General features: G+C 41.7%; 25 protein-coding genes. 24 read left to right on the top strand and 1 reads right to left on the bottom strand.

What is annotated here, in order from left to right; all coding sequences use genetic code 11:
• Position 1: 1 nt before the first annotated feature.
• Entirely contained in the window at positions 2-1,081 is a 1,080-nt protein-coding gene (locus NMU02_RS09905) for an HpaII family restriction endonuclease (protein WP_255027704.1), read from the bottom strand.
• Positions 1,082-1,536: 455 nt separating this feature from the next.
• Here NMU02_RS09905 and rpsL point away from each other — a divergent pair, with 455 nt between their 5' ends.
• The 24 genes from rpsL (at position 1,537) to rplO (ending at position 14,033) form a co-directional block, all read left to right on the top strand.
• Positions 1,537-1,941, top strand: a complete 405-nt coding sequence (rpsL, locus tag NMU02_RS09900) for a 30S ribosomal protein S12 (protein ID WP_021929247.1) — start codon at positions 1,537-1,539, stop codon at positions 1,939-1,941.
• Positions 1,942-2,095: 154 nt separating this feature from the next.
• Complete coding sequence (gene rpsG / locus NMU02_RS09895; RefSeq protein ID WP_255027703.1) at positions 2,096-2,572, top strand: 30S ribosomal protein S7; 477 nt, start codon at positions 2,096-2,098, stop codon at positions 2,570-2,572.
• 28 nt (positions 2,573-2,600) lie between these two features.
• Complete coding sequence (fusA, locus tag NMU02_RS09890; RefSeq protein ID WP_255027702.1) at positions 2,601-4,724, top strand: elongation factor G; 2,124 nt, start codon at positions 2,601-2,603, stop codon at positions 4,722-4,724.
• Between the two features lie 81 nt (positions 4,725-4,805).
• Complete coding sequence (gene rpsJ, locus NMU02_RS09885; protein ID WP_022082497.1) at positions 4,806-5,111, top strand: 30S ribosomal protein S10; 306 nt, start codon at positions 4,806-4,808, stop codon at positions 5,109-5,111.
• 18 nt (positions 5,112-5,129) lie between these two features.
• Positions 5,130-5,747 (top strand): 50S ribosomal protein L3, encoded by a 618-nt coding sequence (rplC, locus tag NMU02_RS09880; protein WP_255027701.1) that lies wholly within the window; start codon positions 5,130-5,132, stop codon positions 5,745-5,747.
• Entirely contained in the window at positions 5,747-6,367 is a 621-nt protein-coding gene (gene rplD, locus NMU02_RS09875; RefSeq protein ID WP_255027700.1) for a 50S ribosomal protein L4, read from the top strand. The genes rplC and rplD overlap by 1 nt, the downstream gene beginning before the upstream one ends.
• A gap of 18 nt (positions 6,368-6,385) precedes the next feature.
• Positions 6,386-6,676 (top strand): 50S ribosomal protein L23, encoded by a 291-nt coding sequence (gene rplW, locus NMU02_RS09870; RefSeq protein WP_255027699.1) that lies wholly within the window; start codon positions 6,386-6,388, stop codon positions 6,674-6,676.
• A gap of 7 nt (positions 6,677-6,683) precedes the next feature.
• On the top strand, positions 6,684-7,508 hold the full coding sequence (rplB, locus tag NMU02_RS09865) for a 50S ribosomal protein L2 (RefSeq protein WP_255027698.1): 825 nt from the start codon (positions 6,684-6,686) through the stop codon (positions 7,506-7,508).
• A gap of 19 nt (positions 7,509-7,527) precedes the next feature.
• Positions 7,528-7,797, top strand: coding sequence for a 30S ribosomal protein S19 (rpsS, locus tag NMU02_RS09860; RefSeq protein WP_009318503.1), 270 nt, complete (start codon positions 7,528-7,530; stop codon positions 7,795-7,797).
• A 50-nt stretch (positions 7,798-7,847) separates the two neighbouring features.
• A complete protein-coding gene (gene rplV / locus NMU02_RS09855; protein ID WP_255027695.1) occupies positions 7,848-8,258 on the top strand; it encodes a 50S ribosomal protein L22 in 411 nt (136 codons plus the stop codon).
• 5 nt (positions 8,259-8,263) lie between these two features.
• The gene (gene rpsC, locus NMU02_RS09850; RefSeq protein ID WP_255027693.1) at positions 8,264-8,995 is read left to right on the top strand and encodes a 30S ribosomal protein S3; all 732 of its coding nucleotides are present in this window, start codon (positions 8,264-8,266) and stop codon (positions 8,993-8,995) included.
• 19 nt (positions 8,996-9,014) lie between these two features.
• A complete protein-coding gene (gene rplP, locus NMU02_RS09845; RefSeq protein WP_255027692.1) occupies positions 9,015-9,446 on the top strand; it encodes a 50S ribosomal protein L16 in 432 nt (143 codons plus the stop codon).
• A 6-nt stretch (positions 9,447-9,452) separates the two neighbouring features.
• Complete coding sequence (gene rpmC, locus NMU02_RS09840) at positions 9,453-9,647, top strand: 50S ribosomal protein L29 (protein ID WP_255027691.1); 195 nt, start codon at positions 9,453-9,455, stop codon at positions 9,645-9,647.
• A 14-nt stretch (positions 9,648-9,661) separates the two neighbouring features.
• A complete protein-coding gene (gene rpsQ / locus NMU02_RS09835) occupies positions 9,662-9,919 on the top strand; it encodes a 30S ribosomal protein S17 (RefSeq protein WP_255027690.1) in 258 nt (85 codons plus the stop codon).
• Position 9,920: 1 nt separating this feature from the next.
• Positions 9,921-10,286: a 50S ribosomal protein L14 gene (rplN, locus tag NMU02_RS09830; protein WP_255027689.1), complete on the top strand. Its 366-nt coding sequence runs from the start codon at positions 9,921-9,923 to the stop codon at positions 10,284-10,286.
• A 20-nt stretch (positions 10,287-10,306) separates the two neighbouring features.
• Complete coding sequence (gene rplX / locus NMU02_RS09825) at positions 10,307-10,627, top strand: 50S ribosomal protein L24 (RefSeq protein WP_255027688.1); 321 nt, start codon at positions 10,307-10,309, stop codon at positions 10,625-10,627.
• Positions 10,627-11,184, top strand: coding sequence for a 50S ribosomal protein L5 (gene rplE, locus NMU02_RS09820; RefSeq protein WP_255027687.1), 558 nt, complete (start codon positions 10,627-10,629; stop codon positions 11,182-11,184). Before rplX ends, rplE begins: the two co-directional genes overlap by 1 nt.
• Before the next feature lie 3 nt (positions 11,185-11,187).
• A complete protein-coding gene (gene rpsN / locus NMU02_RS09815; RefSeq protein ID WP_255027686.1) occupies positions 11,188-11,457 on the top strand; it encodes a 30S ribosomal protein S14 in 270 nt (89 codons plus the stop codon).
• 56 nt (positions 11,458-11,513) lie between these two features.
• Positions 11,514-11,909 carry a 30S ribosomal protein S8 gene (gene rpsH, locus NMU02_RS09810; RefSeq protein ID WP_255027685.1) on the top strand — a complete coding sequence of 132 codons (396 nt, stop codon included), beginning with the start codon at positions 11,514-11,516 and terminating at the stop codon, positions 11,907-11,909.
• 15 nt (positions 11,910-11,924) lie between these two features.
• Positions 11,925-12,479 carry a 50S ribosomal protein L6 gene (rplF, locus tag NMU02_RS09805; protein WP_255027684.1) on the top strand — a complete coding sequence of 185 codons (555 nt, stop codon included), beginning with the start codon at positions 11,925-11,927 and terminating at the stop codon, positions 12,477-12,479.
• Between the two features lie 21 nt (positions 12,480-12,500).
• A complete protein-coding gene (gene rplR, locus NMU02_RS09800; protein WP_255027683.1) occupies positions 12,501-12,842 on the top strand; it encodes a 50S ribosomal protein L18 in 342 nt (113 codons plus the stop codon).
• 5 nt (positions 12,843-12,847) lie between these two features.
• Entirely contained in the window at positions 12,848-13,366 is a 519-nt protein-coding gene (rpsE, locus tag NMU02_RS09795) for a 30S ribosomal protein S5 (protein ID WP_255027682.1), read from the top strand.
• A 17-nt stretch (positions 13,367-13,383) separates the two neighbouring features.
• Entirely contained in the window at positions 13,384-13,560 is a 177-nt protein-coding gene (gene rpmD, locus NMU02_RS09790; RefSeq protein ID WP_255027681.1) for a 50S ribosomal protein L30, read from the top strand.
• Between the two features lie 26 nt (positions 13,561-13,586).
• On the top strand, positions 13,587-14,033 hold the full coding sequence (gene rplO, locus NMU02_RS09785; RefSeq protein ID WP_255027680.1) for a 50S ribosomal protein L15: 447 nt from the start codon (positions 13,587-13,589) through the stop codon (positions 14,031-14,033).
• Position 14,034: the final 1 nt, after the last annotated feature.

The raw sequence follows: 14,034 nt of genomic DNA, 5'->3' as shown, positions 1-14,034 counted from the left end.
ATTAGTGTGGTGTTGAAGTAAACAATATTTCGGTATTCAATTTGATTAGCCATTGGCCGTTTTCTTTTTCGATATATCCGAATTTATAGTCGTCTTCACCGGCAGCAGATAAGATTGTGTTGCGGTAAAGCATTTCGTCGAAAATTTTGCGGTTGTGTGGGCTGAATAGCGAGAGGTTACCCTGAGGTGTAATAAAAAGAAAAGCGGGGACTGTGCTGTAACCGCGGTATATTTTGGCTGGCCGCATTCCTGAAGCAAGTGAAAAAAGAAATTGCTTTATTTTATATTCATAGAAATTATTTTTTAAGATCAGTTCCTCTCTGATTTTATAAGGATTGGACTTCTTCATTTCTTCGGTAAGTGTTGCGATGGAAGAAATACCGGTAGTATAGAACGTATGTACGATTCCTGCCAATAAACGGGGAAAGTGCAGATCGATCATCGATAGGTTATCGAGGAAAATTTTGTTTTCTGCAGAAGTATATTTTAGTTTACCTCCTAATCTCGAAATTTCATCGAGGCGGCTGTATATAGCCGGTTTTCCCTCTATACGGTTAATTTTATTTGCTTCGGGGTTAGACAATTTTATATTCAGAATATCGTATTTGAGATTTGACGCCCGGTTTGCTTTCAGCAGAGGAAAACACGGAAATAGAGGCTTTAATGAGACGGCCGCGATACGAGAAAACCCGCTGTCGGGATCGAAAAATGTAAGTGAGAAATCACTTTTATCGTAAGATGCCGGTTCGGCGTCGGTAATGGAAAAAAGTTCAGGGAGGTCGATGGTCGATTCGGTTTCGGATAATCGGCTTAGTTGTCTGAAAATATCATTTGCTGTATTCAGGCAGTCGCTTCTGGATATTTCCCATTGTTTTTCTCCTAAACGTACGATAATTTTTTCGGGGGTGATCCTGTAAATAACCGTTCCGGTCACATCTTCCCGAGTAACAAATGAAACAGGCAATTTTGTTTGGGAGGAACAGATATCGGGGTTATCGCCGAATTCGACATTTCCAGTCCCCAGTATTTTTAACAGAGCGTAGATATGTGTCCACTGTTGTATATTTCCTGAGATTTTCATAAATAATACGGATGGTCTGAACAAATGTACATGTTTTTTGTTTATAAAATAAATTCCGTAGGAAGATATTGTGATGATATGTACCGGAAAACGTGTATTTGGTTTTTAGGTTTGGTTTATGAGATACACGTGTTGTGTTGTTGTTTAGTTTGATTTAAAGGAGATGTGGGAGCGTGAAATCTGAAAAGAGCTACGTTCCCACTTCTTTAATATTGATAAATTGTAAAATTACCCACTTCTCGAAAAATAAATGTGATAATACGGTAAAATGTTTGTATTTCATTTGGTTACTAATGATTTAGTGATTATCTTTGCAACGTTTTTGACGCTGAAGAAGGCTGATATCTTCTCTTAATCGGTTGATTATGTGGGGATAATAGTCATTTTTGACGTCTTTACGTAGTAATAGAAAAAAGACAAGTTTATAATTTAAAAGATTAAAAAAGTTCTAAGAAATGCCTACAATTCAGCAATTAGTAAGAAAAGGACGGGTTGTTTTGGAAGACAAGAGTAAATCTCCTGCACTGGATTCATGTCCGCAAAGACGGGGTGTATGTGTGAGAGTATATACTACTACTCCTAAAAAACCTAACTCTGCAATGCGTAAAGTAGCAAGGGTGCGTTTGACAAACGGAAAAGAGGTGAACTCTTATATTCCGGGAGAAGGTCATAACTTACAAGAACACTCTATCGTATTGGTACGTGGTGGTCGTGTGAAAGATCTTCCCGGTGTGCGTTACCACATCGTACGCGGTACATTGGATACTGCCGGTGTAAACGGTCGTACGCAACGTCGCTCTAAATACGGCGCAAAAAGACCTAAAGCAGGTGCGGCTCCCGCAGCAAAGGGAAAGAAATAAATCGCATCCTTTAGAAATTTAAAAATTAAAATTAGTGTAAAACGCTAGTTTGAGTTTATTGGATAGGCTGATTAGGTTGAGTAAACAGAACCGGCGGGTTTTGTTGAAGATGTGATAAGCAACCAAAAACAAGAACGACAATTTTGTAAAAAAAATGAGAAAAGCAAAACCAAAGAAAAGGATCGTACTTCCTGATCCTGTCTTCAGTGATGTAAAGGTTACGAAGTTTGTTAACCATTTAATGTATGACGGCAAAAAGAATGTTGCCTATACAATTTTCTACAGTGCTTTGGAAACCGTGAAGGCAAAGATGTCGAACGAAGAAAAATCTTCTCTCGAAATCTGGAAAAAAGCATTGGAAAATATTACTCCTCAAGTAGAGGTGAAGTCTCGCCGCGTGGGTGGCGCTACTTTCCAGGTTCCTACCGAAATCCGTCCCGACCGAAAAGAGTCGATCTCAATGAAAAATTTAATATCTTATGCTCGTAAAAGAGGGGGTAAAACGATGGCCGATAAATTGGCTGCCGAGATTATCGATGCTTTTAACGAACAAGGCGGAGCTTTCAAACGCAAAGAAGATATGCACAAAATGGCTGAGGCTAACCGTGCATTCGCTCATTTCAGATTTTAATTGAAATTAAAAACAAAGGAATACAACGATGGCAAAATCGGATGATTTATTGAAATATACCAGAAATATCGGTATTATGGCCCACATTGATGCGGGTAAGACGACAACGTCTGAGCGTATCCTTTTTTACACCGGACTCACTCACAAAATCGGTGAGGTGCACGACGGTGCCGCTACCATGGACTGGATGGAGCAAGAGCAGGAACGTGGTATCACGATTACCTCTGCTGCTACGACTACATGGTGGAATTATGCGGATAAAAAATATAAAATCAACCTGATTGATACTCCGGGGCACGTCGATTTTACTGCTGAGGTAGAACGTTCGTTGCGTGTCCTTGATGGTGCTGTGGCTACTTTTTGTGCTGTAGGTGGTGTTGAGCCTCAGTCTGAGACGGTTTGGCGTCAGGCTGATAAATATAATGTACCCCGTATTGGGTATGTAAACAAGATGGACCGTTCTGGCGCCAATTTTTTTGAAGTTGTGCGTCAGTTAAAAGATGTTTTGGGCGCTAACCCGTGTCCGATTCAGATCCCCATCGGTGCAGAAGAAACATTTAAAGGAGTTGTCGACCTGGTTACGATGAAAGCCATTTACTGGCACGATGAAACTATGGGGGCTGATTTCTCTGTAGAAGAAATACCTGCAAGTTTACTGGAAGAGGCTCAGGAATGGCGTGATAAAATGCTCGAAAAAATTGCGGAATGTGATGACGATCTGATGGAAAAATACTTCGATGATCCTTCGACGATTACAGAGGATGAAATCAGAACGGCAATTCGCAAAGGCGCGTTGGCGATGCAGATCGTGCCGATGACCTGTGGCTCTTCGTTTAAAAATAAAGGAGTACAGACGCTTTTGAATGCGGTATGTGCTTATCTTCCTAGCCCGGTAGATACTCCGGCTGTGGTAGGTCATCACCCCGATTTCCCCGATAAAGAAATCGAGAGAAAGCCGTCATCAGATGAACCCATGTCGGCATTGGCCTTTAAGATTGCGGTCGATCCTTATGTGGGACGTCTTTGTTTCTTCCGTGTATATTCGGGTGAAGTTGTTGCCGGATCTTATGTCTTGAATACTCGTTCGGGCAAAAAAGAACGTGTATCTCGTTTGTTCCAAATGCATTCTAATAAACAGAACCCGAAAGAGGTAATCGGTTGTGGCGATATTGGCGCCGGAGTAGGTTTTAAAGATATCCGTACCGGAGATACTCTTTGTGCAGAAGATGCTCCGATCGTACTCGAAGCTATGGATTTCCCCGATCCGGTAATCGGTATTGCTGTAGAACCTAAGACACAGAAAGATATGGATAAACTCGGTCTCGGGTTGCAGAAGCTTGCTGAAGAGGATCCTACATTTACGGTTAAAACAAACGAAGATACCGGGCAAACGGTTATCAGCGGTATGGGTGAGCTTCACCTTGAAATTATTATCGACCGTCTGAAACGTGAGTTTAAAGTAGAATGTAACCAGGGTCGTCCCCAGGTATCTTATAAAGAGGCTATTACCAAACCGGTAGAATTGCGTGAAGTTTATAAGAAACAGACTGGTGGTCGCGGTAAATTTGCTGATATTATCGTGCGCGTAGAACCGGTTGATGAAGGCTTCGAGGGCGGTTTGCAGTTTGTGGACGAAGTGAAAGGTGGTAATATTCCTCGCGAATTTATTCCTTCTATCCAAAAAGGTTTTACTACAGCAATGAAGAACGGCGTATTGGCCGGTTTCCCGGTCGATCAGTTGAAAGTTACCGTTATCGACGGTTCTTTCCACCCAGTGGACTCCGACCAACTTTCGTTCGAAGTCTGTGCTATACAGGCATTCAAGAAAGCTTGTGAAAAGGCTGGTCCCGTATTGCTCGAACCTATCATGAAGATAGAAGTCGTGACCCCTGAAGAAAGTATGGGTGATGTGATATCCGACTTGAATAAACGTCGCGGTCAGGTAGAAGGTATGGAGTCGAGCCGTTCAGGTGCCCGTATCGTAAAAGCTACTGCTCCGTTAGCCGAAATGTTCGGTTATGTAACATCGTTACGTACCATTACTTCGGGACGTGCTACTTCGACGATGACTTTCTCGCATTATTCCGAGGTAAGCTCTTCGATTGCTAAGAACGTACTTGCCGAAGCACAAGGTAGAGTAGATTTATTGTGATAAAGATAAGTAACAGGTTAGCGAATGACTCTTAACCTGTTACTTTATATATTTTAATATCAAAATCAATACAAAAAACTAATGAGTCAAAAAATTAGAATTAAACTGAAATCTTACGATCACAACTTGGTTGACAAATCGGCTGAGAAGATTGTAAAAACCGTAAAAGCCAGTGGTGCTGTTGTCAGCGGTCCTATACCTCTGCCTACTCACAAGCGTATTTTCACGGTAAACCGTTCGACTTTCGTAAATAAAAAGTCAAGAGAACAGTTCGAATTATCTTCATTCAAAAGATTGATCGACATTTACAGCTCGACTGCCAAAACAGTAGATGCTCTGATGAAACTGGAGTTGCCGAGCGGTGTGGAAGTAGAAATTAAAGTGTGATTTTAAAAAATTAGAGAAATGCCAGGATTATTAGGAAAAAAAATCGGAATGACATCCGTTTTCAGTGCCGATGGTAAAAATATTCCATGCACTGTTATCGAAGTAGGTCCTTGTGTAGTTACTCAGGTAAAAACTGTAGAAACAGATGGCTATGAAGCTGTACAGGTAGGTTTTGTCGATAAAAAGGAAAAACATACCAACAAACCCGAAGCGGGACACTTCAAGAAAGCCGGAGTAACCCCCAAGAGACACTTGGCCGAGTTCAAAGGTTTTGAAACAGAGTACAAATTAGGAGACGTGCTCTCTGTAGATTTGTTTGGCGAAAATGATTTCGTCGATGTAGTAGGTACCTCAAAAGGTAAAGGTTATCAAGGTGTTGTAAAACGTCATGGATTTGGCGGTGTGGGTCAGTCGACTCATGGTCAGCATAACCGTTTGCGCGCTCCCGGTTCGGTGGGTGCATGTTCGTACCCTGCTCGTGTGTTTAAAGGAACCCGTATGGCCGGTCAGACAGGAAATGAGAGGGTAACTGTACAAAACCTCCAGGTGTTAAAAGTAATCTCGGAACACAATCTTTTGTTGATCAAAGGTTCGGTGCCGGGAAGTAAAGGTTCAATCGTAATAATTGAGAAATAATGGAACTGAGCGTATATAACATTAAAGGTGAGGATACAGGAAAAAAGGTTACGTTGAATGATGCTGTTTTTGGTGTCGAAGCCAATGAGCATGCCATTTATCTGGATGTAAAACAGTATATGGCCAACAAACGCCAGGGAACTCACAAATCGAAAGAAAGAAGCGAACTCTCGGGTAGTACCCGTAAGTTGAAAAAACAAAAAGGTACCGGTGGTGCCCGTAGCGGCGATATCAATTCTCCGGTAATGGTAGGTGGAGCCCGCGTTTTCGGTCCTAAACCGAGAGATTACAGCTTTAAACTGAACAAGAAAGTAAAAAGTCTGGCCCGTAAATCGGCTTTGGCGCTGAAAGCAAAAGAAAATGCGATCATCGTTGTAGAAGATTTTGCTTTCGAGGCACCCAAGACAAAAGAGTATATCGAATTTGTAAAAAACTTGCAAGTATCTGATAAAAAGTCTCTTTTAGTTTTAGCAGAACAAAATAAAAACGTATATTTGTCAGCTCGAAATTTGGAGAAGGCAAAAGTTGTAACGGTTTCTGAACTAAATACTTACAAAGTGCTCGATGCAAAGAGTCTTTTGTTAACGGAAAGTTCGGTGGCCGCTATTAATAATTTTTAATGTAAAGGAGGCTAAATAATGGCAATTATTATTAAACCGATTGTTACAGAAAAGATGACTGCAATGGCCGATAAGCATAACCGCTACGGCTTTCGCGTTTGTCCGGATGCGAACAAGCTGCAAATTAAAAAAGCAGTAGAAGATTTATATAATGTAACGGTAGTTGATGTGAATACGATGAACTACAAAGGCAAGAGAAAGAGCCGCTATACCAAAGCCGGTCTTATCGTAGGAAAAACGGCAGCGTATAAGAAAGCCCTGGTTACATTGAAAGAAGGTGAAACGATTGATTTTTATAGCAATATCTAATTAAGAAATGGCAGTACGTAAATTAAAGCCCACAACACCGGGGCAGAGACACAAAATTATTGGTGCATTTGATAAAATCACTGCTAGTGCGCCAGAAAAGTCTCTTGTAGTAGGTAAAATCAAAACGGGTGGCCGTAATAACGAAGGGCATCTGACGATGCGCTATATCGGAGGCGGTCACAAACGTAGATATAGACTTATCGATTTCAAGAGAAATAAAGACGGTGTACCGGCAACAGTAAAATCGATCGAGTACGATCCTAATCGTTCGTCTCGAATCGCATTACTTTACTATGCCGATGGTGAAAAACGCTACATTATTGCACCCAACGGCCTCGAGGTAGGCGCAACGGTATTATCAGGCGAAAATGCAGCTCCCGAAGTGGGAAATGCATTGCCTTTGCAAAACATACCTATCGGTACTGTGGTGCACAACATCGAGTTGCGTCCGGGCCAGGGAGCCGCATTGGTTCGTTCAGCCGGAGTTTTCGCTCAGTTGACTTCGAGAGAAGGAAAGTATGCAATTATCAAATTACCTTCAGGTGAGACAAGAAAGATCCTTGCTGCATGTAAAGCTACTATCGGTAGTGTGGGTAATTCTGACCACGCTCTGGAACGTTCCGGTAAAGCCGGCCGTTCGCGTTGGCTGGGTCGTCGTCCCCGCAACCGCGGTGTATCTATGAACCCTGTCGATCACCCCATGGGTGGTGGTGAAGGACGTTCTTCAGGAGGACATCCGAGATCACGTAAGGGCTTATACGCAAAAGGTCTTAAGACCAGAGCTCCGAAGAAGCATTCTTCAAAGTATATTATTGAAAGAAGGAAAAAGTAATCTGATTAATTAAGCAACTATGAGTCGTTCATTAAAAAAAGGCCCATATATCAGTGTGAAACTGGAAAAGAAAGTTTCGGCGATGGAAGAGTCAGGCAAGAAGTCTGTAATCAAAACATGGTCGAGAGCTTCTATGATATCTCCCGATTTTGTAGGACACACTTTTGCCGTTCACAATGGTAATAAATTTATTCCCGTGTATGTTACCGAAAACATGGTAGGACACAAGTTAGGTGAATTTGCGCCAACTCGTAATTTCCGTGGCCACGGTGGTAACAAAAAGAAATAAGGGTCGAAATCCGGGAATTTGAGAATTTCAAATAAAAAACAGAATTAAAAATGGGTGCAAGAAAAAAAATATCAGCCAATAAAAGGAAAGAAGCCCTAAAGACCACGTACTTCGCCAAACTGAACAACGTGCCTACTTCTCCCCGTAAAATGCGTCTGGTCGCAGATATGGTGAGAGGCATGGAGGTATTCAAGGCTTTGGGTGCACTTAAATTTTCTTCGAAAGAGGCTTCGGCCAGATTGGAGAAATTATTGCGTTCGGCTATTGCCAACTGGGAACAGAAGAACGAACGCAAGGCCGAGAGTGGAGAGCTCTATATTACCGAAATCTTTGTAGATTCGGCAGCTATGTTGAAAAGACTCCGTCCGGCTCCTCAAGGAAGAGGTTACAGAATACGTAAGCGTTCAAATCATGTAACTTTGTTTGTTGACACAATGAGTAAAAACGATAACCAAAATTAAGCAGGATGGGACAGAAAGTAAATCCGATAAGTAACCGTTTAGGAATCATCAGAGGATGGGATTCTAACTGGTATGGCGGCAAAAATTATGGCGATACTTTGGTAGAAGATACCAAAATTCGTAAATATCTGAATGCCCGTCTTGCAAAAGCCAGCGTATCACGTATCGTGATAGAACGCACATTGAAGTTGATAACCATTACCGTGTGTACAGCACGTCCGGGTATCATTATCGGTAAAGGCGGACAAGAAGTTGATAAACTGAAAGAAGAGCTGAAAAAAATTACCGATAAAGATGTACAGATCAATATTTATGAAGTAAAGAGACCCGAATTGGACGCTGTGATCGTTGCCAGCAATATCGCTCGCCAAATCGAAGGCAAGATCGCATACCGCCGTGCCGTAAAGATGGCTATCGCTTCTACGATGCGTATGGGTGCCGAAGGTATCAAGGTGCAGGTTTCGGGCCGTCTGAACGGAGCCGAAATGGCTCGTTCGGAAATGTATAAAGAAGGAAGAACTCCTCTGCATACATTACGTGCCGACATCGATTATGCCTTGGTTGAAGCTCTGACAAAAGTCGGACTGATAGGTGTTAAGGTATGGATTTGCCGTGGTGAAATTTACGGTAAAAAAGACCTCGCTCCTTCGTTTACCAACTCGAAAGAGTCTCGTGGCGGAAACAACGCCGGAAACGGAAGCAAGAAAGGCTTCAAAAAACAAAAAAGTAATCGTTAACGAATTGAATTAACAGAAAATGTTACAACCGAAGAAGACAAAATTCAGAAGACAACAGAAAGGGCGTATGAAAGGATACGCTCAGAGAGGTAATCAGTTGGCCTTCGGTTCTTTTGGTATAAAATGTTTGCAGACAAAATGGATAACCGGTCGCCAGATAGAAGCTGCCCGTATCGCTGTTACCCGTTATATGCAACGTCAGGGTCAGATCTGGATAAGAATATTCCCGGATAAGCCTATTACCAAAAAACCGGCTGAGGTACGTATGGGTAAAGGTAAAGGTTCGCCCGAAGGTTTCGTGGCTCCAGTAACTCCGGGTAGAATTCTGATCGAAGTAGAAGGAGTTCCCTTCGATATCGCTAAAGAAGCTTTGCGTCTGGCCGCCCAGAAACTTCCTGTGACTACCAAGTTTATCGTTCGTCGTGACTACGATGCCAATCAAAATGTGTAATAAGTTATGAAAAAGGCAGAAATAAAAGAGTTATCTACTAAGGAATTGGTAGAAAGAATCGAGGCGGAAACCGTAGCGTTGAACCGTATGGAGATCAATCATAGTATCTCTCCTCTCGATAATCCTGCACAGATCAAACATAATCGCAGGATGATTGCGCGCATGAAAGGTGAGTTGCGCCAAAGAGAACTTAACAAATAAACCAATTGAGCCTGATGGAAACAAGAAACTTAAGAAAAGAGAGAATCGGGGTCGTTTTAAGCAATAAAATGGATAAAACTATTACCGTTGCTGTAAAATGGAAAGAAAAACACCCCATATATGGTAAATTCGTGAATAAAACGAAAAAATACCATGCTCACGATGAAAAGAATGAGTGCAACATTGGTGATACTGTGAAGTTGATGGAGACTCGTCCTTTGAGCAAAATGAAAAGATGGAGATTAGTTGAAATAATCGAAAGAGCTAAGTAATATGATACAACAAGAGTCAAGACTTAATGTCGCTGATAACAGCGGCGCCAAAGAAGCACTTTGTATCCGCGTTTTAGGTGGTACAGGCCGTCGTTACGCATCGGTAGGCGATGTGATCGTGGTAGCTATCAAAAGTGTGATACCCTCGAGTGACATCAAAAAAGGTGCCGTTTCGAAAGCCGTTATCGTGCGTACCAAGAAAGAGATCCGTCGTCAGGATGGTTCTTATATTCGCTTCGACGATAATGCGTGTGTATTGTTGAACGGAGCTGGCGAAATCAGAGGTAGTCGTATTTTCGGACCGGTGGCGAGAGAATTGCGTGCAACCAATATGAAAATCGTTTCGTTAGCACCTGAAGTACTTTAATAGTATAAAAAAGAAAGTTAATGAGTAAATTACACATTAAAAAAGGCGATACCGTATACGTGAATGCCGGTGAAGATAAAGGGAAAACCGGCCGGGTGCTGCGTGTTCTTGTGAAAGACAACCGTGCTATCGTAGAAGGTCTCAATATGGTGTCGAAGAGCACCAAGCCTAATGCCAAGAATCCTCAGGGAGGTATAGTGAAAATGGAAGCCCCGATTCACATTTCGAATTTGAACTTACTTGATCCGGTGAGCAAAAAAGCTACTCGTATCGGTCGTAAAAGAAACGAAGCGGGTGTTTTAGTGCGTTATTCTAAAAAATCAGGAGAGGAGATTAAGTAATGAGCAATACTGCAAATCTTAAAAACGATTATAAAACAAGGATCGTCCCCGGTTTGATGAAAGAGTTTAACTATAGCTCTGTAATGCAGGTGCCGGTACTGAAAAAGATCGTTATCAATCAGGGTCTCGGTCAGGCTGTAGCCGACAAGAAGATCATCGAAACGGCTATCAACGAACTGTCGGCAATTACCGGACAGAAAGCCGTTGCTACTCTTTCGCGTAAAGATATTTCGAACTTCAAGTTACGTAAAAAAATGCCGATTGGCGTTATGGTGACATTGCGTCGTGAAAAAATGTATGAATTCTTAGAAAGACTCGTACGCGTTGCATTACCCCGTATTCGTGACTTCAAAGGTATCGATGAAAAATTCGACGGAAGAGGTAATTATACACTCGGTGTTCAGGAACAGATCATTTTCCCTGAAATAAATATCGATAGTATTACTAAAATTCTGGGAATGAATATTACCTTTGTAACTTCTGCACAGACAGATGAAGAAGGATATGCTTTATTGAAGGAATTTGGTTTACCTTTTAAAAATGCAAAAAAGAACTAAGATATGGCAAAAGAATCGATGAAAGCCCGTGAGGTGAAAAGAGCGAAACTGGTTGCTAAATATGCTGCTAAGAGAGAAAAATTCTTGGCAGAAGGTAACTATGTAGCTCTTCAGTCGCTGCCTAAAAATGCTTCTCCGGTACGTTTGCACAACCGTTGCAAAATTACCGGTCGTCCGAAAGGCTATATACGCCAGTTCGGAATTTCGCGTATACAATTCCGCGAAATGGCTTCGGCAGGATTAATACCGGGTGTTAAAAAAGCAAGCTGGTAAATTATTTTTAGTGTTAAATATTGTCCGGAATGCCGGATCAATTTAAACAATTTATTATGACAGATCCAATAGCAGATTATCTTACAAGATTGAGAAATGCCATTAAAGCTCAACATAGAGTTGTTGAAGTGCCTGCCTCGAACTTGAAAAAAGAAATCACGAAAATCCTTTTTGACAAAGGTTACATTCTTAATTATAAGTTTGTAGAAGATGGTCCTCGGGGAACGATAAAGATTGCCCTGAAGTATGACCCTGTAAATAAAGTAAACGCAATTAAAAAACTCATCCGCGTATCTTCTCCGGGTTTACGTAAGTATACCGGTTATAAAGATATGCCTCGTGTGCTTAACGGATTGGGTATCGCTATTCTTTCGACTTCGAAAGGCGTTATGACCAATAAAGAAGCCCGTGAACAGATGATTGGCGGCGAAGTAATTTGTTATGTATATTAAGAAGGAGGTTTAATTATGTCAAGAATAGGAAAATTGCCCATAAATATACCTTCTGGTGTAACAGTTACTGTTAACGGAGACGAAGTTAAAGTTAAGGGCCCGAAAGGAGAAATGTCTCAGGTGCTTACCGGTGGCATAAAAGCTGAAGTTGCAGATGGTCACATCGTTGTCAGCAGACCGAGTGAAGATAAAGAACACCGTGCATTACATGGTTTATATCGTTCTTTGATCAACAATATGGTAGTAGGCGTATCGGAAGGATACAAAAAAGAGATGGAATTGGTGGGTGTAGGTTATCGTGCCGCAAACAACGGTCAGGTACTCGACCTGTCACTGGGTTATTCTCACAATATCTATCTGAAATTGCCGAAAGAAATCAAATTGGAAACAAAATCAGAGAGAAATAAAAACCCGTTGATTATTCTCGAATCTTGTGACAAACAATTGCTCGGACAGGTTTGTTCGAAAATCCGTTCGTTCCGTAAACCTGAACCTTACAAAGGAAAAGGTATCAAGTTCGTTGGCGAGATTATTCGCAGAAAATCGGGTAAATCAGCTGGTGCTAAATAATTCGCGTAAATTGGTATAATCATGACAACGAAAATAGAAAGAAGAATAAAGATTAAAACCCGCATACGTGGTAAAGTGTCAGGTACCGCTGAATGTCCCCGTATGACTGTTTTTAGAAGTAACAAACAAATTTATGTGCAGTTAATCGACGATTTAGCCGGTAAAACGATCGCTTCAGCTTCTTCGAAAGGTATCGAAGGAGGAGCCAAGAAAGAGATCGCAGCTCAGGTAGGTCAGCTGATCGCCAAGAAAGCACAAGAAGCAGGTGTTACAACGGTTGTTTTCGATCGTAACGGTTACCTGTATCATGGAAGAGTTAAAGAATTGGCTGATGCTGCACGTAACGGTGGACTTAAATTTTAATGAACATGGCAGGAATAAATAAAAGAGTTAAATCGACCAACGATTTAGAATTAAAAGACAGACTGGTAGCGATCAACCGCGTAACGAAAGTAACAAAAGGTGGACGTACGTTCAGCTTTTCGGCTATCGTCGTTGTAGGTAACGAAGACGGTATCGTAGGCTGGGGGCTGGGTAAAGCCAGTGAGGTAACGACTGCCATAGCTAAAGGCGTGGAAGCTGCTAAGAAAAACCTGATCCAGGTTCCGGTGCGTAAAGGCACTATCCCTCATGAACAGCTTGCTAAATTTGGCGGTGCATTGGTTTATCTGAAACCTGCATCTCACGGTACCGGGGTAAAAGCCGGTGGTGCTATGCGTGCCGTACTCGAAAGTGTTGGTGTAACCGACGTGCTTGCAAAATCGAAAGGTTCGTCTAACCCCCATAACCTGGTAAAAGCTACTATGGCCGCTTTGAGTGAATTAAGAGATGCTTATACTGTGGCTCAGAACCGTGGAGTAGCATTGGAAAAAGTATTTAAAGGTTAATATTGGAGGGTCAGATAATGGAAACTATCAAGATTAAACAAGTAAAAAGCAGAATTAAATGTCCCGCCGTTCAGAAAAGAACTTTGGATGCTTTGGGTCTGAGAAAATTGAATCAGATCGTTGAGCATAAAGCCACTCCCCAGATATTGGGAATGGTGGATAAGGTGAAACATTTAATTGTAGTAGTAGAGTAAATTCATCGAAGAAAAAAATTAGCAATATGGACTTGAGTAATTTAAAACCTGCAGTAGGTTCTACAAAAACCAGAAAGAGAATCGGACGTGGTTCCGGTTCGGGTTTGGGCGGAACTTCTACAAGAGGTCATAAAGGAGCCAAATCAAGATCGGGTTATTCAAAGAAAGTCGGTTTTGAGGGAGGACAAATGCCATTGCAGCGTCGTGTTCCTAAATTTGGTTTTAAAAACATTAACCGGGTTGAGTACAAAGCAATAAATATCGATACATTACAGGCTCTGGCAACAGCCAAAGGACTTGATAAAATCGGTATCGATACTTTGATCGAAGCTGGATTCGTTTCTACAAACCAATTGGTAAAAATTCTTGGCAAAGGTGCCATTTCGTCGAAATTAGAAGTTACGGCTCATGCCTTTTCTAAATCGGCTGAAGCTGCCATCACAGCCGCAGGTGGAACCGTAGTTAAACTCTAAA

The organism is Coprobacter tertius (assembly GCF_024330105.1).
In the GTDB taxonomy this organism is placed as follows: Bacteria; Bacteroidota; Bacteroidia; order Bacteroidales; family Coprobacteraceae; genus Coprobacter; species Coprobacter tertius.
Note: the sequence above shows the minus strand (reverse complement) of the source record. Positions and strands in the feature narration are given on the sequence as shown.